Below are 22,545 nucleotides of genomic sequence, written 5' to 3'. Positions count from 1 at the left end.
GTTAAGTGCCAAATGTAACAATGTTAGGGTTTATTTTTGGGTTATCCTTACTGGAGACAATGGGCTCAATATCAGCAGTGATTGGCCATTGAATATTCAGTGTTGGGTCGTTCCATGCCAGGGTGTGTTCGTCATCAGCGCGATAATATTCTGAGCACTTATAAATAATGTCGGCGACTTCTGATAACACATAAAAACCATGTGCAAAACCCGGTGGGATCCACATTTGGTAGCCATTTTCATCAGAAAGTTGCTGTCCTATCCATTTGCCGTAGGTGCTAGAGCCTTTTCTTAAATCTACTGCGACATCGAATATGCAACCTCTTGATACTCTAATTAATTTTCCTTGTGGGTACTGTCTCTGAAAATGAAGCCCTCTGAGCACATTTTTAACCGAACGAGATTGATTTTCTTGAACTAATTGCGGTGTAGTCAACTTTCGTTGTGCAAACGCATCATTGAATACATTTTGGCGTAATGTCTCCATAAAGAACCCACGCTCGTCAACGAACTTTTGTGGACTAAATAACAAGACTTCATCAAGCTCAGTATTGATGCATTTCATCAGGAAAATTCTTATTAATTAATGACAGTAAATATTGACCATAACTACTCTTAATGAGTTGGTTTGCCAGTATGGTGAGTTGGTGTTGATCGATTAATCCCATTGAAAATGCGACTTCCTCTGGGCAGGAAATTTTTAATCCTTGCCGCTTTTCAATGGCTGCAATGTATTGTGTCGCATCGGCTATCGCATCTGGTGTCCCCGTGTCTAGCCATGCGGTGCCACGCCCTAAAATGTTAACATTGAGCTGTTCAGTGTTTAAATATTGAATAATCACATCGACAATTTCGAGCTCACCTCTTGCTGAGGGCGACACTTTCTTTGCATATTGGCATGCTTTGTTGTCAAAAAAGTATAACCCAGGCATGGCAAAATTTGATTTTGGTGTTGTCGGTTTTTCGGTGATGGATTTGACTCGTTTATGCTGATCAAACTCTATAACACCATAGGCCTGCGGATCTGCAACATGGTAACCAAATATGGTTGCGCCAGTCATGTTATTGGCGGCTTGCAATGTGGTCTGCAACTGATGGCCATAAAATAGGTTATCACCTAAAATCAGTGCGCTAGGGCTACCATTTAAAAATGGCTCTGCAAGAATAAGAGCCTGGGCTAGGCCTTCAGGTTTAGCTTGAATAGTGTATTCAATTTTGATGCCCCATTGATGGCCATTTTTTAACAGCGATTTAAACAGTGGTAAGTCTGTTTCAGTACATATGACCAAAATCTCAGTGATCCCTGTTTGCATTAAGGTGCAAAGAGGGTAATAAATCATGGGTTTATCGTATATGGGGAGTAATTGCTTACAGACAACTTGTGTGATGGGATAAAGTCGTGTGCCTGAACCACCCGCTAATAAAATACCTTTTCTCATTTAACTGTCTTCAAGTGTCTAATCTGGCAATTTTAACACAGCTATAGCCAATAAAGCAGGGCGCTTTGGTGTAATTAGTCGCGGGACTGACCTAGGCCTTTTATTTTATCTACACGATATCGTTCTGCATCTGGGCCTTTTATGCGTTTAAATGTGATATCGAGTAAGTACAGGTGATCAGGATACACCTGGTAGATATGCCCTCGGTCTAAAATAATGATATTGCCAGTTTCATCCCATTTAAATGTACCACTGCCTCGATATGGATTTGGATCGCTGCCTAGTCGTACGGTATGAATAATATAGTTGTTTGGACGAAAGAGTTCGATGGTGGTGTCCATTCCTTCACAACTGGGGCAGGGAAAAATGCCATGATACACACCTGGCCATTGGATGGTATTCATGCTGCTGGTCGCAATATCATCATTTATAGGTGCTTTTTGGTCACAGCCTAGGAGCGTTAATAAGAGAAATAACCATGCTTTTTTCATCTAAAATCCTTTTAGATATTAAAATGTAACTCGTTGGCGGCATGTTTGCGTCATGCAATCTGCCTGTCTTACTTGTGTGATAAATTTGTTCTAAATCATCTAACTATCAGCCACTATCATGCTAAATCGAACTCACTATTCTTTATAGCACAGTTATTTTTAACCTCACGTTATACTTTAGTTGTGATTTCAAAAAACTGTTTTATTTCATCAATTTGGGCCATTGCGTCTTGGTAACCTAAATCGATTAGCGTGCTGGTGTAACTTTTTTCAAATAGTAAATAAGAGACAATACTTGAGTCTGATTGGCGATTGATACCAAAAAACTTTAATAATGTTTTTATTGCAAATGGCATGTCATCGTAAAAACGCGCTGCGATTCGGCTGAGATCTTGGCTGGGTTTAATCACAAACGTGTCGATGTGTCGTAGGTTTAATGACACTCTGTCTTGCGGTGATATCATTGATAATGTGTTATTAACGCGCTGTAAACGCTCTAGATCACTGTTTAGCGTGTCTGAGAAAATAGTATCTAATAAGTGGCCTGCTATGGTGGCGGTTTTAGGATGGTATTCGAACTCTATCGGAAAATGCTTATGTGGGCTGTCGAGGTTTATCACAAACACTTTGTTTGCGCCTAGGTGAATAGGGCTAGAAAGAGGGGATAATTGATGTACCGAGCCGTCGCCATAATAAGCTTGATTGAGTTTTATGGAAGGAAACACCATAGGGATAGCTGAGCTCGCTAATAAATGCTCGGTATTGAGCAAACTGCGTAATCCAACCCTTCTGGCTCTTTGCCAGTCTTCAATGTGTTCATTGCCTTGATAAAAGCTGTATGAGCGACAGTTATTGTAACAAGACGCATCAACACTAATTGCTTTGAGCGCATTATTACTAATGTTACGATCGATACGTTTGAAGTCGATAAGTTTATTCAGTAGCTCTCTTAGGGGTTGATTATCGAGTAGACTGCCTGCGTCGGTACTGACTTTATCGTCCTGTAGGCCTTTGATGGCCATTCGCCCAAGATGCCTAAGCACTTGAAAAATATCAGTACGGTAAACTTGCTTTGTTTCGAAGTGACGCCAAACCCAATCAAGTTTTTTGACACCCAAATGAAAACACGATGCATGGGTTGCAAGTGAGGTTGCATTTATAGCGCCGGCGGAGGTGCCGCAGATGATATCAAATGGAACATGATGATTGCGCGGGTAAAATTGTACTAGGGCCTTAAGCACACCAATTTGATATGCAGCTCTTGCACCGCCTCCACCTAAAACTAATGCTGTAGACACTGACAATCTGTTTCCTTCTTATGTAAATATAAGGTTATTTTACATTCTAGTATGAATTGTTTTTCTATTGCACTCCATAGGGGATTAACACCAATTGGACTAAATTATGTTAATCCTGAAAAGAAGCCAATAAAAAACGCACCATAAAGTGCGTTTTTCGGATTTTAATTTAGCAGTTAGTGGTTACAATTTTGCCGCATTCTTTAAGAATTCTACGATTTGATCGAATGGAATATCTTGTTTTTCACCGGTGCGGCGGTTTTTGTATTCAAATACGCCTGCATCGATATTGCGATCGCCTATGACCACAACATGCGGTAGACCGACTAATTCCATATCAGCAAACATTACACCTGGGCGCTCTTTACGATCGTCCATCAACACTTCAATACCAGCATCGGCTAAGTCTTGGTAAAGTTTCTCTGCAATATCTGCAACGCGATGAGATTTATGCATGTTCATCGGTAAGATACCGACGCTGAACGGTGCAATCGCTTCTGGCCAAATAATGCCACGATCATCATGGTTTTGTTCAATTGCGGCGGCCACAATTCGGCTTACACCCACGCCATAGCAGCCCATTAACAGTATTTGAGCTTTACCGTTTTCATCTAATACTGTGGCATTCATGGCTTTTGAATAGTTGGTACCAAGTTGGAAAATATGGCCAACTTCAATGCCACGTGCCATTGCATAAGTACCTAGACCATCAGGTGTTGGTTCGCCTTCAACAACATTACGGATATCTGCAGTTGTTGCAAGTGGTAAGTCACGTTCCCAGTTGATACCAAAATAATGCTTATCTTCAGTGTTGGCACCGGCAGCAAAATCACTTAAAACCGCGACGCTATAATCGATAACAATAGGCATTGTTAAGCCCACAGGGCCTAATGAACCTGGACCTGCACCAACAGCATCACGAATTTCTGCTTCAGAGGCAAATTCAAACGGAGAGGCAACAAGCTCGAGTTTATCGGCTTTGATCTCGTTAAGTTCATGATCGCCACGGATAACCAATGCAACTAATGGAGCTTCTTCGGTTGCGCCTTTCACAATCAATGTTTTAACAGTTTTGGTGATGTCTAGATTAAATTGTTCTACCAGTTCAGCAATGGTTTTGGCATTAGGTGTATCAACTAATGTCATTGCTTGAGTTGGTTCAAGGCGAGCTTGTGTAGGTATTGGCGACTCGGCTTTTTCAATGTTAGCGGCATAATCGCTACCAGTTGAGTAAGCAATAAGATCTTCACCGCTGTTAGCTAATACGTGGAATTCATGTGACATACTGCCACCAATTGAACCTGTATCGGCTAATACTGGGCGGAACTCTAAGCCCATACGCGTTAAGATGTTGCTATATGCGGTATGCATAGCATGGTATGTGCTATCCATAGTGTCTTGATCTAAATGAAAAGAGTAGGCATCTTTCATTAAAAATTCGCGTGCGCGCATTACGCCAAAACGAGGACGAACTTCGTCACGGAATTTAGTTTGTACTTGGTAAAGAGTCAGTGGTAATTGTTTGTATGAACTTAACTCTTTGCGTACTAAATCTGTGATCACTTCTTCATGGGTTGGCCCGAGCACGAAATCACGGTTGTGGCGGTCTTGGAAACGCAGTAATTCAGGGCCAAACTTTTCCCAACGGCCAGTTTCAACCCAAAGATCTGCTGGTTGTACTAAAGGCATTAGGATTTCGATAGCGCCTGTTTTGTTCATTTCTTCACGAACAATGGCTTCAACTTTACGAAGTACACGTAAACCTGAGGGTAACCAGCTGTATAGACCTGATGCGTTACGGCGGATCATACCCGCGCGAAGCATTAACTGATGACTAATCACCTCTGCATTTGCAGGGGTTTCTTTTTGTGTTGAAAGCAGGTACTTACTAACTCGCATTCCCAATGTCCAAAATAATTACTATGAATGTGCGTCATTTTAGCACCTGCATGAACGATGTCACCTGCTAATTCAACTCAAAATATGTCTTTATTGTGCTTTATTTGCTTAAGGTGATTATTTATCTCGTCTATCGCCAATCACTCGGGCTGGATTTCCTGCCACAATTGCATATTCGGCCACATCTTTGGTGACTATACTGCCCATACCTATTACTGCATGGTGACCAATTGTTACGCCATCGACAATTCCAGCCTGGGCACCAATCCAAACGTCGTTACCAATAACTACGCCTTTTGAGGTTGCTGCTTGTTGATAAATTGGCGTATTTGGTGCCATACCATGGTTAAAGGCATAGATGGTCACATTATTAGCGATACGCGTTTGATGGCCTATTTGTATTCCATTTCGTCCGCCATCAAGACTGCAACCGTGATTGATTGCGACTTCATTTCCCATTGTGATTGGGCCGTGCATAAACACATCGGCACTGATCATACATTGATTGCCGATAACGATATCACGTCCGGGTTCTGCAAATAATTGTGCTTGTGGTGCAATAAAACAATGTTCACCAATGTGAATGGTTTCAAGTTGTGTTAACTGCTGCTGTATGTCGTCTTGCCAAGGTTTAGCCCACAGCAAATGTTTTGGTTTAAGTGAAAAATATAGCCATGGCATCCAAGATAAACGTTTTTTATGCTGAGCTTGGTAGTTGAGATCTGCCATATTGTTAGTCCTTCAGTAGAAAGACTTTAGTGGGTTTAAGTTCTAGCACTTCAATTCCGTGAGAGGTGATATGCCAAAAAATATCTAAGTCGTATAAGGCTACTTGATACAATTTGGGATCGTCTTTGGCTTTTTTGTAAGCGGGGCGAGGGTCTTGGGATAGGACACCATTAATAAGCTCCATGAGATCCTGGTATTGCGCTTGTGTGCCATATTGTGCAATTTGGGTTTTAGCCAGTTCAGTGTAATGTACCGCGATGAGCTCTGGAGCTTGTTGGGCAATGCCACCTTTTGCATCAAGGATCGCATCTGAAAATGGAATATAAGGCTTAATATCAATGATAGGCGTGCCATCTAGTAAATCCATGCCAGATATGGCTAAACATACTTTGCCTTTACGATTGACTATGCCATGTAATTTGACAACGGATTGGCCGATACCGTTGGGCCTAAATGTTGAGCGAGTGGCAAATACGCCAAGCTTTTCATTTCCACCTAATCTTGGTGGGCGCACCGTGGTTTTCCAGCCTTGTGCTAAATTTTCATGAAAGCAAAACAGAAGCCATAAATGAGAATATTGCTCAATGCCTCGAATGGCGTCGATATGGTTAAACGCCGGTTCAAACTCAATATAGCCAGTGGCCTTAACTAGACCTGGTTGACGAGGAATGCCAAATTTCTGCTTATAGGGGGTTCTGCAAATGGCTACGGCATTAATTTGACTGCTAAACGAGCCAGTGTTGTTTGGTGTGTTTAAATGAATTTGAGTGGCATCTTGAGTCATGCAATACCTGAAATAAGCAAATAGTCGAATAAAGATAATAACTAACGTGATGACTCATTATTTGTGTGTTTCATCACGTTAGATTCAGTGCTGCGGTTAATATTGATTCTGTCACTTTAGCTTAGTTGGTATTAGTTGTTTTGATTGCTTGTCCTACACAAAATGCACGGCTATAACAGCTGTTATCCGCTTCGGTAATCATAAAGCAGCTTTTTACGACAAAACCATTTGCACCTAATTCAGCAGCGGCTTTTCTGGCATTGGTTCTTGCTTCTGCCATTTGGGGCGGCGTGTCTTTTTGGGTTTCTTGGCAGGCTTCGCCCTCGACTAAACCTAATACTTCAAATTGCCCTTTAGGTTGAACCTCCCCATCATATAAAACAACGTCACCTACTTTAAAGTATTCGTTTATTGCTTTACCGTCTAAATTACTTTTGAAAACATAATCACTTGCACACGCGCTCAATAAAAGTGCGGCACTAGAAAGAAACAATGCGTGTTTAACAGAAAAAATCATAGCCGTAGCCTTTAATTAATAAGTATGAGCCAACGGCTTAAGTTTACCCTGTCTTCTGGTGTTGATAAAGCAGTCAAATAAAAAGGACTTACCTAAGTAAGCCCTTTGTTATCGTTAATCAACAAATATGTTATTAAAAAATTATTCCATGCCAGGAATTAAGAACTCTTTAATGTCTTTACCGCTTTCAACTTGGTTTTTAAATACAGTAGGCATACGACCTTGACCCGTCCATTGGATTAACTCACCGTCAACCGTAATTTGATATTTAGGTGGACGTGGTGCGCGTTTGGCTTTAGCCGCTTTAGGTGCAGATGTTACGTCACCTAAATCTTCAATTGATAAACCACTGTTTTCGATTTGTGCGAGAATTTCCGCAATGCGAGCGTTACGCTCAGCATTGGCTTCAAGCTCTAATCTTTCTTCTTCTTCACGATCAGCAATAATTTTTTCTAACTTGGCGGCTGTGTCACGTAAATCATCAAGAGACAATTCTTTTACTGCTGCTTTAAAACGACGACCGTGGGTTAAAATATCTAAAAAGTCACTCATGTTGTTTAGTTTCCTAATGATTTATTATTAAAAATAAAAGATTTATTTAAGGTAATTTGTTCAACTTACAGGGTAAATTTCAGTATTGCATGTGGTTTATTTGGATTCTTTTTAATTATATTGATGAGAGTTAATCTCACAAGATGACCAATGCAAAATTAATAATACCGAATATAGTTACAATAATAGAAACTATTCAGTATAGGATCAAATTAAATTACCTTTAATACCCAATATTTTTAATTAAACTTAATATTTTATGCCCTTTTGTTTAAATGCCGTGTAGTTTGATTGCCACCTCGCGGATAAAAAAATCTAAACAAGCGTTTGACTTTGATTGACGTTAACGTTAACAGGACGTAAAGTAATCCCATCTTGCATTGGCAAACGCCAGTGTGTTGTCCACATACATTGAAGGTGTAAGAAGGAAAACCTATGAAAGTATTGGTGCCTGTTAAACGCGTAGTCGATGCCAATGTGAAAGTCAGGGTAAAAGCTGATAACACAAATGTTGATACGACAAACCTTAAAATGGCGTTAAACCCATTTTGTGAAATCGCAGTAGAAGAAGCGGTTCGATTAAAAGAAGCTGGCATAGCCACTGAAGTTGTTGTGGTGAGTGTGGGTGCCAAAGTAGTTCAAGAGCAGTTAAGAACGGCTATGGCTCTTGGTGCAGACAGAGCCATTCATATTGAAACTGATGAGGATTTAGTTCCTTTATCTATTGCCAAACTTTTAAAAGCGGTGCAAGAAAAAGAACAAGCACAGCTAATTATATTTGGTAAGCAATCAATTGATGGTGACAACAATCAAACAGGCCAAATGCTCGCGGCATTAACCGATATGCCACAGGCTACCTTTGCATCTGAAGTTAAACTTGATGGTGAGAAGGTGACTGTTACTCGCGAGATTGACGGAGGCTTACAAACCTTATCAATGCCGTTACCTGCTATTGTCACTGTTGACTTGCGTTTAAACGAGCCTCGTTACGCATCATTACCAAATATAATGAAAGCCAAACGTAAGCCGTTAGACACTTTAGCCGTTGCCGATCTTGGTGTGAGCTTAAAAGCTCATCAAACTGTGCTTAAAGTTACTCCGCCTGTGGATCGCAAAGCCGGTATTATGGTGTCTTCAGTTGAAGAGTTGGTTGAGAAGTTAAAAAACGAAGCGAAGGTGATCTAACATGGCCATTTTAGTATTAGCAGAACACGATAACGTCAGTTTAAAATCTGATACGGCCAAGGTTGTTAGCGCTGCGACGGCCATTGGTGGTGATATTCACTTACTTGTGGCGGGGGCTGATTGTGGCGCTGCGGTCACTGCTGCTCAAGCGCTTGCGGGTGTGAGTAAAGTATTGGTTGCTGATAGCGCTGAATATGGTGCTCAGCTTGCTGAAAACCTCTCTAAATTGGTGGTTGAGTTGGCGGCTGATTACGAGCACATTTTAGCCGCAGCATCGAGCATTGGTAAAGACACTTTGCCGCGTGTTGCAGCGTTATTAGATGTTGCGCAAATCTCTGAGGTTATTGATGTTGTTAGCAGCGATACTTTTGTTCGTCCTATTTATGCGGGTAATGCATTAGCGACAGTACAAAGTTTAGATGCTAAAAAAGTCATGACGGTACGTTCAAGTGCGTTTGACGCGGTTGCCTCAACAGGCAGCGCCGAAACAGTTAACCTTTCTCAGGTTATTACAGCTCGTACTGAGTTTGTATCACAAGCATTAACTGAATCTGCGCGTCCTGAATTAGGTAACGCTGGCATAATTGTTTCAGGCGGCCGTGGTATGGGCAGTGGTGAAAACTTTGCCATTCTTGAGCAGTTAGCTGACAAGTTAGGTGCTGCAGTGGGTGCTTCTCGTGCGGCAGTTGATGCAGGCTTTGTACCTAATGATTTACAAGTGGGTCAAACAGGTAAGATTGTGGCGCCTGATTTGTACATTGCTGTGGGTATTTCTGGTGCTATTCAACATCTTGCGGGCATGAAAGACTCTAAAGTGATTGTTGCTATTAACAAAGATCCTGAAGCACCGATATTCCAGGTCGCAGACTATGGTTTAGTCGCTGATTTATTTGAGGCGGTTCCGGCGTTAAATAATTTAGTTTAATCATATCGTTTGCTCATTTAAACAACTCATCTTTTGATGGGCTGTTTGAGATAATAAAAGGTTTCTACTTAACCGGTAGAAACCTTTTATATTGGGCGTTTTTTGCCTAAATTGCTTAGTTGTTGTTTTTTGTATTCAGTGTGTGCCGTGTTTATTTGATTCAAAAACGTTAATATAATGAAATGCAATTGTGGCTTTAGTTGTCATAATTGTTATTTGCACCGCCTTTTAGCGCTTATTGCTAGCGGACTACGTACCATTTATGATTGTATGTCGGCGCTATTTGTGAGGTGTCATTGGCAAGTAGTGAAAGTAGAGGTGCATTGTATAAGAGTAATGCTGGATTGGGTGATTCCAATAATTCAGCACCAAAGGATGCAATGCCGAAATAAATGAGTCTATCACCCTCATTTGTTGGGGCAGTTCTCGAAAGGGACTGCACTGTCATAGTGTTTTTTATCGTGATGATAAAAAATGATATTCATATTAAATGGGTATTGCTGTGGAGTGCTACTAGTTAAGTTCAAGCATACACTTTCTGTGTGTGTCCAGTCTTATTTCTAGTTTGCTCTATTCGTATCCAACGAAGAAATAATTAAATTATGATCATAAGTTATGCCGATTCGGCACTGTCAGTTTTGCCACCACTTGTGGCGATTACATTGGCCATTTTTACGCGTAAAGTGCTGCTATCTTTGGGCTTAGGTATTGTCTTAGGCGCGTTGTTGTTAACAGATTTTTCTGTTGTGGGTAGTGGTGAATATATCGCCAATACCGCAAGCCAACTTGTGTGGAAAGACGCTGCTCTGAACAGTTGGAATGTGTACATTCTGGGCTTTTTGATTGTCCTTGGGATGATCACAGCATTAATTACCGTCAGTGGTTCTGCAAGGGCATTTGCTGATTGGGCTAAATTGCGTATCCGTAATAAACGAGATGCTAAATTAATGACCATGTTTTTGGGTTGTGTGGTGTTTATTGATGATTATTTCAATAGCTTAGTTGTCGGCTCCATTTCGCGCCCTATTACTGACCGTTATCATATTTCGCGTGCTAAATTGGCCTATATTCTGGATTCGACAGCAGCGCCTGTGTGTGTGATTTCTCCAGTTTCGAGTTGGGGAGCTTACATTATTGCGTTAATTGGTGGCATTTTAACCGCTCATGGTTTTACCGATTCAGGCCATTTAAGCGTTTTTGTGCAAATGATCCCAATGAACTTTTATGCTCTGTTTTCTTTGTTGTTATTACTGTGCGTTGCAGCTTTTAGTTTAGATGTTGGCCCTATGCGCCAGCATGAATTAAATGCATTACGTGGTGAATTATTTGACGAGAATAAAGGTCAACCTCCTGGGGCTGTTGCTGACTTACCAGAGGCTGATACAGGCAAAGTACTAGGCTTATTTTTACCGATTGCCATTTTGGTATTTGCTACTGTGTATTTTATGGTTGCAAGCGGCGCTGATGCATTAGCTGCAAGTGACTTGCCGTTTAGTGTGTTAGGTGCTTTTGAAAACACCGATGTGAGTTCATCGCTTTTCTTTGGCTCGCTTGTCGGCTTTGTCGCTACAGTTGCGCTTGCTATATTTCAGAAAGTCGAACTTTCAATGCTATTTAAAGGGCTGGCCGTGGGTGCTCGCTCTATGTTACCTGCAATTTACATATTGCTATTTGCTTGGACCATTTCAAGTGTGATTGGTCAGCTTGAAACGGGTAAATATATGGCAAGTTTAGCCACAGACAATATCCCGTTTGCCTTGTTACCTGCCGTGTTGTTTTTATTAGCGGGAATTACAGCGTTTGCTACAGGCACAAGTTGGGGCACATTTGGCATTATGTTACCGATTGCAGCTGATATGGCTATGGGCAGTGACAGCAGCATGATGTTACCTATGTTGGCAGCGGTTTTGTCTGGTGCGGTGTTTGGCGATCATTGCTCGCCGATATCTGACACCACCATTTTGTCATCAACCGGTGCAAGTTGTCACCATATAGACCATGTTGTGACGCAATTACCTTATGCCTTGATAGCAGCTGCTATCAGTTTGGTTGGTTACAGCGTATTAGGGTTTACTGGCTCGCTAATGGCAGGATTAATCTGTTGTAGTGTATTGTTTGTGTTCAGCATTGTGATGTTACACTTTTGGGCTAAAAAATAAACGTTGAGCTTAGCTTTAAGCTGCTTAGTCGTTGTGCTTAACGTTTAAAAATGCCGTGTTCGTAACGAATACGGCATTTTTGTTTGTTGTTGCGATGTTAATAAAGGTAATATGACAGCCTATCTATCATTAACGATTAGGACGCTTAATTTTGGCGCAACTGTATTTTTATTATTCGGCAATGAACGCCGGTAAATCAACTTCATTGCTGCAGTCTTCTTATAATTACCGCGAACGTGGCATGCACACTTTGGTGATGACCGCATCGATAGATAATCGTTATGGCGTAGGTAAAGTGTCGTCGCGTATTGGTATTGAAACAGATGCGCAGGTTTTTAAAGATGACGATAATTTAATCGAATTAATTTCCGCGTCGAACAACGAGCAAAAAATCCATTGCGTACTGGTCGATGAAAGCCAATTTTTGAGTAAAGAACAAGTACGTCAGTTAACTCATGTGGTCGATAATATGGATATTCCCGTGTTGTGCTATGGCCTTCGTAACGACTTCCAAGGTGAGCTATTTCCTGGCAGCCATTATTTATTGGCTTGGGCTGACAAGTTGGTTGAGCTAAAAACGATTTGTCATTGTGGCCGTAAAGCCAACATGGTGGTAAGGCTGGACCATGAAGGCAAACCGATGCGAGAAGGTGAGCAGGTCGCCATTGGTGGCAACGAAAGTTACGAGTCAGTGTGTCGTAAGCATTTTAGAGAGTTTTTGTGGGATTAGGCCAACCTAAGCTGATTGAATAAAAAAAAGCCGCGTCATGTGAAATGACGCGGCTTTTTTGTTTGCATTTACCGATTAAAAATCAGCGTCTGCGAAATCAACAATATCAGCACTGCTAGATTCAATCTGTTTGCGTAAGCTGCGTGTTTGGATGCCCCAATAACTCATAAAGAACTGTGCTGTTTTAAGTTTAGCCTGGTAAAAGCCAGTTTCTTCGGTTCCGGCTTCTAATGCGGCTAATGACGTTGCTGCAACGCGTGTCCACATCCAAGCTAGTGCGGTAATGCCAAATAACTGCATATAGGCCATTGATGCAGCACCAATGAGATCTGGATTTTTACTGGCAGCTTGAACAATAAAGCCGGTGGCTTTTTCAAGATCGCCCGCCGCATCCATTAACCCCGCTAAATAAGGTTTCATCGCATCATTAGTTGCATGTTGCTCGATTAATGCTTTCACCATGCCAGACCATAGCGTTAATGCAGCGCCTTTGTCTGCCAGTAATTTACGGCCAACTAAATCAAGTGCTTGCACACCGTTAGTGCCTTCGTAAATCATCGCAATACGGATATCACGGACAAATTGCTCCATGCCCCATTCGTTAATATAACCATGGCCACCGTATACTTGCTGTGCATCGACACAAGCTTTAAAGCCTTGATCTGTAACAAATCCTTTAACGATTGGCGTAAACAGTGCAGCTAACGCCGAGGCCTGTTTGGCTTTTACAGGGTCGGTATGGCGCTCAGCTTCATCAAGCCATAATGCTTGTTGGCCCATTAGTGCGCGGGTACCCTCGTTAAACGATTTTTGTGACAACAACATACGGCGAACATCACCATGCACTAATAATGAGTCAGCAGCTTGCTCAGGCTGTTTTACACCGCTTAATGCACGGCCTTGAATGCGCTCTTTGGCATAGACTAATGCGTTTTGGTATGCAATATCAGACACACCTAAGCCTTGAATACCGACACCTAAACGAGCCTGGTTCATCATAGTGAACATGGCTTTTAAGCCTTGATGTGGGGCGCCAACTAATTCGCCAATGGCACCGTCAAAATGCATTACGCAGGTTGAGTTACCGTGTATGCCCATCTTATGCTCAAGGCCGGTCGCACCAAGTGTATTGGCTTCACCCAAACTGCCGTCAGCATTAACTAAAAACTTAGGTACAGCAAACAACGAAATGCCTTTAACCCCTTCAGGTGCGTCTGGTAAGCGTGCCAGTACCAGGTGAATGATGTTTTCAGCAAGATCGTGATCGCCAGATGAAATAAAGATTTTTTCACCACTGATGGCATACAGATCATCACCCGCAGGAACGGCTTTAGTGCGCAGTAATGCCAGGTCTGTTCCTGCATGCGATTCAGTTAAGTTCATGGTGCCTGTCCATTCGCCACTGACTAATTTCGCTAAATATTTTTGTTTTAGTGCATCGCTGCCATGTACATGAATGGCTGAGTAGGCGCCATGGGTAAGCCCTGGGTACATGGCAAACGCCATGTTGGTTGCCGTTTTCATTTCGGTAGCAAACGTGCCAATCACTTCTGGTAAACCTTGGCCGCCGTACTCTGGGTCGCATGTTAATGTGGCCCAACCATCTTCAACATATTGTTTGTATGCTTGCTTAAACCCTGTTGGGGTAATGACTTTGCCGTCAACCAGTTTACAGCCTTCTAAATCGCCGCTGGCATTAAGTGGTAACATGATGTCGGTAGTAAAGTCTGCTACACCTTGTAAGATTGCATCGGTGAGATCTGCGTCTATTTCATCAAAACCGCGTAGATCAGTTTGCTGATAAATGCTGAGTAATTCTGACAAAATGAATTGATAGTCGCGAAGAGGGGCTTGATAAATTGGCATAAAGTCTTTCCTTGGTTACTGTGTATTTCAATATTTCAACAAAGGCGGTAAACCATCATTTTTAATACTGGTCCAATCTCTTTGGCTTGTGTTATCTAACATAACCAATTTCGAGTAAAAACTCAGCATTATTTTTACGTAAGCGTAAACTTTTTCGAATATTGGATGTATTGTTAAATTTACTTTGGCGCATATGCTGTATGAATGTTGTTCGATACGGAGGTTTATGCCTAAACGATCATTATTTGCTTGGCTTGGGTAGTCTGTAAATTGTGTTCAATTGCCACCTTCTTAAGGTCGTTGTGACTGTTTTTTTTGAACTGTTAGGCATAAATGAACGGGTTAATCAGCAATAGCGATATTAAAATACGCTTGCTATTTCGTCACTGAGATTGATTTTTTTCCATTGTTAATTTTAAGATTAACGGCCCAATCAGTGTTGTCAGAGCAATAACCATAACAAGTATGGCAAATTCTTTGGCTTGTATTACTCCAAGCTGACGACCCATTTCAGCAAACACTAAGCCGACTTCACCCCGTGGCACCATTGCCGAGCCTACAATGAGTTTTTCTTGCCATTTAGAGCTTGCGGTGAGCCCCGCTAAAAACTTGCTGACAACAGCAATAAAACTTAGCCATGCCAGTAATATTAAGCCTGTAAAGCTCACATCAAGTTGGCTTAAGTCTAAACTGATGCCAACGTACACGAAAAAGACTGGACTAAATAATTGGACTAACGGTTTTGCTGCTCCTTCTAGTTGGTTGGTGTAAGTAAAAGGGTTCTTTAAATAACGATTAAAGGGAGATGTAAAGTGTTTCGACAAGCCCATTCCGACTGCAAATCCACCTAAAATGGCAGGTGTACCAAACAAGTGTGCTAACCATGCAAATAACAAAATCATGGTCATGACAACAAACACTTCATACCCTGGAATACGCGCTTTTAGGTGAAGCCAACGAGTAAGATAAATAATGGCTCTGATGAGCGGCGGGCTAAAGATAATAAAGCAGGCGATCATGATAAATAACATCAATGTTGAACTAAGTGCTAATTCACCCGATGAGGCAAAATTAAACAGTATGCTTAACAACATTACGCCAACAATATCGTCTATTACCGCAGCACCTAGGATAATTTGCCCTGCGTGACTCTGAGTTTGGTTATTGAGTGCTAAAACGCGAATTGAAATGCCTATGCTGGTGGCAGTTAATGCGCAGCCAAAAAATAATGCAGTAAAAGGAGACAGTGATAACCAGTACAAACTCGCCAACCCCGTGGTCATTAATGGAATGACAACTCCTAGCAAGGCAACGCGAATAGCTTGGTTACCTGAATGAGCAAGGCGTTTGATTGATGTTTCACAACCAATATCAAATAACAATAAGATAACACCGAGTTCTGCGATGATGGCCAAAGTGCTGTGTGGTAACACCCAATTAAGCAGTGACGGACCAATGATTATTCCCGCAGTGACTTCTCCCACCACGCTAGGAAACCCCAACCTGTCACTTAATTCTCCTAATAACCTTCCGGCAATGAGAATAAGAAACAGTGACACGACAAAGCTGTCTATTGCCATCTCATTTTCCTTAAGTTGGGCAATATGTATTTGATTGTTTTGATCTAATAAACTTGATGTTGATCAATTTTTATACCGATATTTATGCACAAACTTACGCTATTAGCTAAGCTAAAGATAGTTGCTAGCTCACGTTTTTAGAGAATGTGTTATGGGGTAGCTGTTAGGTAATTACTGCGTTTTTAATGACGTGACAACATGATGATATTAGCTTTAGTCAATGTGTTTTAAGTGGCTTTGGATCGTTAACACGTCTCATAAAGGAGATATAAATGAACAAAATGTTTGTTATTGCTCAAATGGAAAATGCCCACACAGATGCCATTGCTCATGGATTAGTGTTAGCGAAACAATTAAATAAACAAGTTGAAGTGTTTGCTTATACTTATGCTTATTTAAGTGGTGCCGACCGAGACAACCCAAGGTTAGCGGGCGTGGCGCAAAAAGCCTTGATGACTCAACGCGAAATACAATTACAAGCTCATTTAGATAGCCTCGATGCTGAAGATGTGCCATTACATGTGATTTGGAGTAAATACCTTTTTGAACATGCTTGCAGCCATGCTCAGCGTCATGGTTTTGATTTGATGGTTAAAGCGGTGCACCATGCAGAGCATTATTTACCGACCGACTGGCAGCTTATTCGCCATACAACAGTGCCCTTGTTGTTGCTTACTAACAATCCGCTTAATAACGGCAACACGACGTTAATTTCAATTGACCTTGGCACCAGTAACCCTGCAAAACAGCGCCTTAATGATGCCGTTATTGCCCATGGTAAGCAGTTTGCTAAAGCAACGGGGACAAAGCTACATGTGGCTTATGTGCTCAGAATTCCGCAAATTGTGCGCGATATGGATATACTTGATATCAATGCCCTAGTGAAAAAGGCTTATGCGGAACATAAACAAAAAATTGCCGAGATAGGTGTTGATGCCGATTGCATGCATATCATTACCGGTGAGCCTGAATTGTGTTTATTTGAATTAGCCTGCCGCTTAAAAAGCCAATACTTTGTGGTCGGTGCAAGGCAGCGCCAAGGCTTGTTAGGGCGAATTATTGGTAATACTGCAGAAGCCATTTTAAGCCGGATGCGCAGTAATGTTTTGGTTATCCCAACAGAAGAATAACACTCATAAAGCCAGTAACAAAAAGCCCGGTAAAAACCGGGCTTTATTGATCGTGATAAGCAAATTTTAAAACGTCATTTCGGGTACATGATCTGGTACCACTAGCTTACCGGCTGTTTTTGTGACGATCTCTTCAACAGATACGCCAGGTGCGCGCTCTAAAAGATGGAATGCGCCGTCTTTAATTTCCATAAAGGCTAAATCGGTCATTACGCGCTTAATGCAACCATAACCGGTTAATGGCAGTTCACATTTGGGCAGTAATTTTGAATTACCATGCTTGTCTGCATGCATCATGGTAACAATGATGTTGTCAGCCCCTGCCACTAAATCCATTGCGCCGCCCATGCCTTTAATGAGCTTACCCGGGATCATCCACGAGGCGATAGAGCCGTTAACATCGACTTCAAATGCGCCGAGTACAGTTAAGTCTACGTGGCCGCCACGGATCATCGCAAAGCTTTCTGCTGATGAAAAGAATGATGCGCCAGGTACTGCTGTAACGGTTTGTTTGCCGGCGTTGATAAGGTCTGCATCAATGTTTTCTTCAGTCGGGAACTCGCCCATACCGAGTAAACCGTTTTCAGATTGCAGCATCACTTGCATGCCTTGTGGAATATAGTTGGCCACAAGGGTTGGGATACCAATACCAAGGTTTACGTAAAAACCGTCTTGTAATTCTTTTGCTACGCGCTGGGCGAGTTGTTCTCTGGTCAATGCCATGGTGTTGCCTCCCTTATTTCGCAGCTTTAACGGTGCGTTGCTCGATACGTTTTTCAAAGCTTGCTTTGATAACGCGATCAACATAAATACCCTGTGTGTGGATGTGGTCTGGGTCGAGCTCGCCTGGCTCAACAATCTCTTCAGCCTCTACCACGGTAATTTTGCCTGCGGTGGCCATCATTGGGTTGAAGTTAGCGGCGGTTTTTCGAAACACCAAATTACCCATGGTGTCGGCTTTCCAGGCGCGGACTAAAGCAAAGTCTGCCGTTAATGATTCTTCTAATACGTAATGACGACCTTTAATTTCACGGGTTTCTTTGCCGTCAGCAATAGGGGTACCGTAACCTGTCGCGGTAAAAAAGGCTGGAATACCAGCACCGCCAGCGCGAATTTTTTCAGCCAACGTACCTTGTGGTGTGAGTATGACATTAAGTTCACCAGACAACATTTGTTGCTCAAAGGTGGCGTTTTCGCCAACATAAGAGGCTATCATGGTCGAAATTTGATGTTGTTTAAGCAATAAACCTAAACCAAAATCATCTACACCTGCATTGTTTGAAATGGCTGTTAAGCCTTTTACACCCAATTTTACCATGTGGTTAATTAAGCCTTCAGGAATACCACATAAACCAAATCCGCCGACCATAATGGTCATGTCGTCACTCAGTCCTGCTAGCGCTTCGTCATAGCTGTGGACGACTTTATTGAATCCTGCCATCTTGTTGTCCTTATTGTTATGTTCACAAGGGGGAGTGTTTTGCCTCACCCCTGTGAGTATATGTGATTATGTTCTGATTGCATTTGCCACTTTAGACCCATTAGCGCGCCCCAACACGCGGCTAATGGTGTCGCCTGCAAACGCAAGCTTTGTGAGGTCAATACCGGTATCAATGCCCATACCATGGAGCATGTAAACTAAATCTTCTGTGGCAAGATTGCCTGACGCACCTTTGGCATAGGGGCAGCCGCCTAAGCCTGCAACCGAGGTATCAAACACGCTGACACCGGTTTCAAGGCAGACAAGTATGTTGGCTAACGCTTGGCCGTAGGTGTCGTGAAAATGCAAAGCTAACTTGTCTATGGGCACCACTTTAGCGACAGCTTCAATCATTTGCCGTGCTTTAGTGGGCGTACCCACACCGATGGTGTCGCCAAGTGATATTTCGTAACAACCCATTTTATAAAGGATCTCAGATACTCTGGCGACGTCACTTACTGCAATTTCGCCTTCATATGGGCAACCTAGCACACAAGACACATACCCGCGCACAGCAAGCCCATGTTGTTTGGCGGCTTCCATTAACGGAGCAAAGCGCTCGATTGACTCATCAATTGAGCAGTTAATATTTTTCTGGCTAAAACTCTCTGATGCGGCGCCAAAAATGGCCACTTCATCGGCGCCAGCCGCTAATGCCAGTTCAAACCCTTTTAGGTTAGGGGTTAAGGCACTGTAAACCACACCCGCTTGGCGTTTAAGTTGCTGCAGTACCTCATGGGAGTCTGCCATCTGTGGCACCCATTTAGGTGACACAAAGCTGCCCGCTTCAATACGTTTAACACCTGCATCACCAAGTTGTGTGATTAGCGTGAGTTTATCGGCTGTAGTCACCGGCACTTCGTTTTGTAGGCCGTCACGGGCGCCGACTTCAAAAATGCTGACTTTTGTCGGTAACATTTATGCTTCCTCGACGTTAGCTTCACTGGTTAATGGTTCAACGTTTAGCAGTTGTGCCCCGTCACTGACAAGCTCACCGCTTTGGAAATAAAACTCGCTGACCACACCGTCAAATGGCGCTTCTATGGTGTATTCCATTTTCATGGCTTCCATCACTAATAAGCCTTGGCCAGCTTTAACTTGCTCGCCAACTTCAACTAAATGGGTTACCACTGTGCCGTTCATTGGTGCTTTAAGCTTATCTGCATGGTTTACCACCTCTTCAGCCACTTGAGCCAATATGGCTTTAAAGTGATAGCTGCCAGAAGGTAAAAATAGCGTAAAGTCGTCACCTTGGTGGCTCACAGGTACTTTGCTTTTGTGGCCATTAATTTCGGCTAAAAGTAAGTCTGCTTTGAGATCACCCGCTAGGTTTAGCACTTGCTCATGTAAGCATAATTGGTATTGCTCACCCACGGCGGTAATAACGAGATCGTGCTGTTGAGTGGCCGTTGCGGTATCAGTTAACAGTGACACATGGTGTACGCTTGAACTATTGAGTCTAAAGCCGCTCACGAGGCCCCAAGGTGAATATGGGTCGGCGCTATTTATGGCCAATGTTTTGGCCGCTTGTTTGCGAGACAGCACTTGATACAGTCCTGCTAGTGCTAACGCGGTATCGGCTTCAATGGCGGCATCACCAATTAAGGTGTCGCCATATCGTTCAATAAAGTCGGTGCAGAAATCGGCAGCTGCAAAGGCTGGGTGCTCGGCAATATTGGCTAAAAACTCGATGTTATGTTTAAGGCCACTGATTTGGTATGACTCAAGCGCATGCACTAAACGTTGCAGGGCGCGAGGGCGCGACTCATCCCATACTATTAGTTTGGCAATCATGGGGTCATAAAAGTTACTGATAACATCGTTTTCACGAATGCCTGAATCTATGCGTACGTGACGATTTTGCTCTGGTTCACGCAAAAAGTTTAGCTTACCGCTGGCGGGTAAAAATTCGTTTTGCGGATCTTCAGCGTAAATGCGTACTTCAAATGAATGCCCATGGATACGCACTTCATCCTGGCGTAGCGGCAATTCGCCACCACTTGCGACCACTAACTGCCATTTTACTAAGTCTTGACCAGTTACCATTTCGGTTACAGGGTGTTCGACCTGTAATCGGGTATTCATTTCCATAAAGTAAAAGCTGTTGTCGGTATCCAGTAAAAACTCAACCGTGCCTGCGCCAACATAATCAATGGCTTTAGCTGCTGCTACTGCGGCATTACCCATTTGGGCACGCAGTTCGTCTGATAAACCGGGTGCTGGCGCTTCTTCAACCACTTTTTGATGGCGACGTTGAATAGAGCAGTCACGGTCAGATAAATAAATGGCATTGCCATGGGTGTCGGCAAATATTTGTAATTCGACATGGCGCGGTTGGCGTAAGTAGCGCTCCATGAGTAGCTTGTCATTACCAAATGACGAGATGGCTTCACGGCGTGCAGACTTAATGGCTTCAAGTATTTCGCCTTCGTTTTCAACGATACGCATCCCTTTGCCACCGCCGCCGTAAGCCGCTTTAATTAACAAAGGAAAACCAACGGCTTTTGCTTCGGCAATTAAGGTTGCATCGGTTTGATCGTCGCCGTGATAGCCAGGCACCAGGGGGACATTGGCTTTTGACATGATCTTTTTGGCGGCACTTTTACTGCCCATGGCATCAATGGCATCGCTACCTGGGCCAACAAAGGCAATACCATTTTGCTCACATTTGCGGGCGAATTCGGCATTTTCTGACAAAAAACCATAACCTGGGTGAATAGCTTCTGCGCCCGATTTTTTAGCTATTTCAATAATCAAGTCAGCTTTTAGGTATGAGTCAGCAGGGGCGCTGCCGCCTAGGTAATATGACTCATCAGCCATGGCGACATGACGGGCATCTTTGTCGGCATCAGAATAAAGGGCGATGGTGCGTACGCCCATGGTTTGCGCGGTTTTAATAATACGGCACGCAATTTCACCACGGTTAGCAATCAGTAATTTGGTAAACATTATTGGGCTCCTTGTGGATCAGATTTAGCGGTTTGCCATGCTGGCGGTCGTTTTTCAAAGAAGGCATTAAGGCCTTCTTGACCTTCATCTGATACACGAATACGAGCAATTTGCTCGCTGGTAAAGTTGAGCGTTTCGTGGTCAATTACGCCGTTTTCTAAATACGCCACAAGATTTTTTGCCCATGCCATGCCTTGAGGGCTGTTGGCATTCAATGCAGCAATAAAAGGCGCTGCCGCGGCATCGAGGTCGTCGTTAATGTCGTGAATGACTTGATGGGTTAAGGCAACATCAGCACTAAAACGTTCTGCGGTTAGCATAAAGCGGCGTGATTGACGATTACCCATGGCACGCACCACATAAGGGCTTATTACAGCTGGGATCAGTCCGAGTTTTACTTCACTTAAGCAAAAACTGGCGCGAGTGGTGGCAATGGCAATATCGCAGCAGCAAATTAAGCCTAATGCACCACCAAACGCGGCACCTTGCACAAGGGCGATGGTCGGTTTGGGAAACTTGTCTAACACATGCATCAGCTTGGCAAGCTCATGGGCATCAGTCAGATTTTGCTCAAAGTCCATTTGGGCTTGTTTGCGCATCCAATTAAGATCGGCGCCTGCACTGAAGTTTTTACCATTGGCGCGCAATATCAACATGGTGCATTGACTGTTTTTGGCAAAGTGTTCGATAGCTTGGATCATCTCGCTGATCATCACTTCATCAAAGGCATTGTGCACTTCAACGCGATTTAAAATAAGCTCTGCCACCCCTTGTTCAAGGCGGCATTCAATAAATTTATATTGGTTTGATAACATGATTTATGACTCCTTAT

The 22,545-nt window shown here is 42.8% G+C and carries 21 protein-coding genes and 1 riboswitch; of the genes, 5 read left to right on the top strand and 16 right to left on the bottom strand.

From position 1 onward, the window contains the following. Position 1 precedes the first annotated feature (1 nt). The 9 genes from rfbC to IEW93_RS02725 form a co-directional block, all read right to left on the bottom strand. A complete protein-coding gene (gene rfbC / locus IEW93_RS02765) occupies positions 2 to 565 on the bottom strand; it encodes a dTDP-4-dehydrorhamnose 3,5-epimerase (RefSeq protein ID WP_188736684.1) in 564 nt (187 codons plus the stop codon). Then, positions 546 to 1,439 carry a glucose-1-phosphate thymidylyltransferase RfbA gene (gene rfbA / locus IEW93_RS02760; RefSeq protein WP_188736682.1) on the bottom strand — a complete coding sequence of 298 codons (894 nt, stop codon included), beginning with the start codon at positions 1,437 to 1,439 and terminating at the stop codon, positions 546 to 548. Before rfbA ends, rfbC begins: the two co-directional genes overlap by 20 nt. Positions 1,440 to 1,513: 74 nt before the next feature. Then, positions 1,514 to 1,930: a copper resistance protein NlpE gene (locus IEW93_RS02755; RefSeq protein WP_188736680.1), complete on the bottom strand. Its 417-nt coding sequence runs from the start codon at positions 1,928 to 1,930 to the stop codon at positions 1,514 to 1,516. A gap of 170 nt (positions 1,931 to 2,100) precedes the next feature. Next, positions 2,101 to 3,234, bottom strand: coding sequence for a patatin-like phospholipase family protein (locus IEW93_RS02750; protein ID WP_188736678.1), 1,134 nt, complete (start codon positions 3,232 to 3,234; stop codon positions 2,101 to 2,103). A 177-nt stretch (positions 3,235 to 3,411) separates the two neighbouring features. After that, entirely contained in the window at positions 3,412 to 5,127 is a 1,716-nt protein-coding gene (locus tag IEW93_RS02745; RefSeq protein WP_188736677.1) for a proline--tRNA ligase, read from the bottom strand. Positions 5,128 to 5,244: 117 nt separating this feature from the next. Beyond that, positions 5,245 to 5,856 carry an acyltransferase gene (locus IEW93_RS02740; RefSeq protein ID WP_188736675.1) on the bottom strand — a complete coding sequence of 204 codons (612 nt, stop codon included), beginning with the start codon at positions 5,854 to 5,856 and terminating at the stop codon, positions 5,245 to 5,247. Between the two features lie 4 nt (positions 5,857 to 5,860). Beyond that, the gene (gene tsaA, locus IEW93_RS02735; protein WP_188736673.1) at positions 5,861 to 6,640 is read right to left on the bottom strand and encodes a tRNA (N6-threonylcarbamoyladenosine(37)-N6)-methyltransferase TrmO; all 780 of its coding nucleotides are present in this window, start codon (positions 6,638 to 6,640) and stop codon (positions 5,861 to 5,863) included. Positions 6,641 to 6,761: 121 nt separating this feature from the next. Continuing rightward, on the bottom strand, positions 6,762 to 7,157 hold the full coding sequence (rcsF, locus tag IEW93_RS02730) for an Rcs stress response system protein RcsF (protein ID WP_188736671.1): 396 nt from the start codon (positions 7,155 to 7,157) through the stop codon (positions 6,762 to 6,764). 141 nt (positions 7,158 to 7,298) lie between these two features. Further along, on the bottom strand, positions 7,299 to 7,709 hold the full coding sequence (locus IEW93_RS02725) for an H-NS histone family protein (RefSeq protein ID WP_188736669.1): 411 nt from the start codon (positions 7,707 to 7,709) through the stop codon (positions 7,299 to 7,301). Positions 7,710 to 8,144: 435 nt separating this feature from the next. Between IEW93_RS02725 and IEW93_RS02720 the strand changes: the two genes are divergently transcribed. From IEW93_RS02720 to IEW93_RS02705, 4 genes are all read left to right on the top strand, one after another. Beyond that, complete coding sequence (locus IEW93_RS02720) at positions 8,145 to 8,894, top strand: electron transfer flavoprotein subunit beta/FixA family protein (RefSeq protein WP_188736667.1); 750 nt, start codon at positions 8,145 to 8,147, stop codon at positions 8,892 to 8,894. A gap of 1 nt (position 8,895) precedes the next feature. Then, on the top strand, positions 8,896 to 9,819 hold the full coding sequence (locus IEW93_RS02715; RefSeq protein ID WP_188736665.1) for an electron transfer flavoprotein subunit alpha/FixB family protein: 924 nt from the start codon (positions 8,896 to 8,898) through the stop codon (positions 9,817 to 9,819). Between the two features lie 305 nt (positions 9,820 to 10,124). Next, a riboswitch (Lysine riboswitch) is annotated at positions 10,125 to 10,340 on the top strand. 81 nt (positions 10,341 to 10,421) lie between these two features. Beyond that, positions 10,422 to 11,978 (top strand): Na+/H+ antiporter NhaC family protein, encoded by a 1,557-nt coding sequence (locus IEW93_RS02710; RefSeq protein ID WP_283104385.1) that lies wholly within the window; start codon positions 10,422 to 10,424, stop codon positions 11,976 to 11,978. A gap of 151 nt (positions 11,979 to 12,129) precedes the next feature. After that, entirely contained in the window at positions 12,130 to 12,708 is a 579-nt protein-coding gene (locus IEW93_RS02705) for a thymidine kinase (protein WP_188736664.1), read from the top strand. A 75-nt stretch (positions 12,709 to 12,783) separates the two neighbouring features. Here the strand turns inward: IEW93_RS02705 and IEW93_RS02700 are convergent, their stop codons facing one another. After that, positions 12,784 to 14,574: an acyl-CoA dehydrogenase C-terminal domain-containing protein gene (locus IEW93_RS02700; protein ID WP_188736662.1), complete on the bottom strand. Its 1,791-nt coding sequence runs from the start codon at positions 14,572 to 14,574 to the stop codon at positions 12,784 to 12,786. Positions 14,575 to 14,957: 383 nt separating this feature from the next. Continuing rightward, entirely contained in the window at positions 14,958 to 16,154 is a 1,197-nt protein-coding gene (locus IEW93_RS02695; protein WP_188736660.1) for a cation:proton antiporter, read from the bottom strand. 272 nt (positions 16,155 to 16,426) lie between these two features. Here IEW93_RS02695 and IEW93_RS02690 point away from each other — a divergent pair, with 272 nt between their 5' ends. Next, positions 16,427 to 17,284: a universal stress protein gene (locus IEW93_RS02690; RefSeq protein WP_188736658.1), complete on the top strand. Its 858-nt coding sequence runs from the start codon at positions 16,427 to 16,429 to the stop codon at positions 17,282 to 17,284. Between the two features lie 66 nt (positions 17,285 to 17,350). Here IEW93_RS02690 and IEW93_RS02685 read toward each other — a convergent pair whose 3' ends face one another. The 5 genes from IEW93_RS02685 to IEW93_RS02665 form a co-directional block, all read right to left on the bottom strand. After that, positions 17,351 to 18,007, bottom strand: coding sequence for a 3-oxoacid CoA-transferase subunit B (locus tag IEW93_RS02685; protein ID WP_188736656.1), 657 nt, complete (start codon positions 18,005 to 18,007; stop codon positions 17,351 to 17,353). 13 nt (positions 18,008 to 18,020) lie between these two features. After that, positions 18,021 to 18,725 (bottom strand): CoA transferase subunit A, encoded by a 705-nt coding sequence (locus tag IEW93_RS02680; RefSeq protein WP_188736654.1) that lies wholly within the window; start codon positions 18,723 to 18,725, stop codon positions 18,021 to 18,023. 66 nt (positions 18,726 to 18,791) lie between these two features. Continuing rightward, a complete protein-coding gene (locus IEW93_RS02675) occupies positions 18,792 to 19,682 on the bottom strand; it encodes a hydroxymethylglutaryl-CoA lyase (protein ID WP_188736652.1) in 891 nt (296 codons plus the stop codon). Beyond that, complete coding sequence (locus IEW93_RS02670; protein ID WP_188736650.1) at positions 19,683 to 21,713, bottom strand: acetyl/propionyl/methylcrotonyl-CoA carboxylase subunit alpha; 2,031 nt, start codon at positions 21,711 to 21,713, stop codon at positions 19,683 to 19,685. Then, a complete protein-coding gene (locus IEW93_RS02665) occupies positions 21,713 to 22,528 on the bottom strand; it encodes an enoyl-CoA hydratase-related protein (RefSeq protein WP_188736648.1) in 816 nt (271 codons plus the stop codon). The genes IEW93_RS02670 and IEW93_RS02665 overlap by 1 nt, the downstream gene beginning before the upstream one ends. Between the last annotated feature and the right edge of the window lie 17 nt (positions 22,529 to 22,545).

The organism is Shewanella inventionis, assembly GCF_014641855.1.
GTDB classification, from domain to species: Bacteria; Pseudomonadota; Gammaproteobacteria; order Enterobacterales; family Shewanellaceae; genus Shewanella; species Shewanella inventionis.
This window is presented reverse-complemented; position numbering and strand designations above follow the sequence as displayed.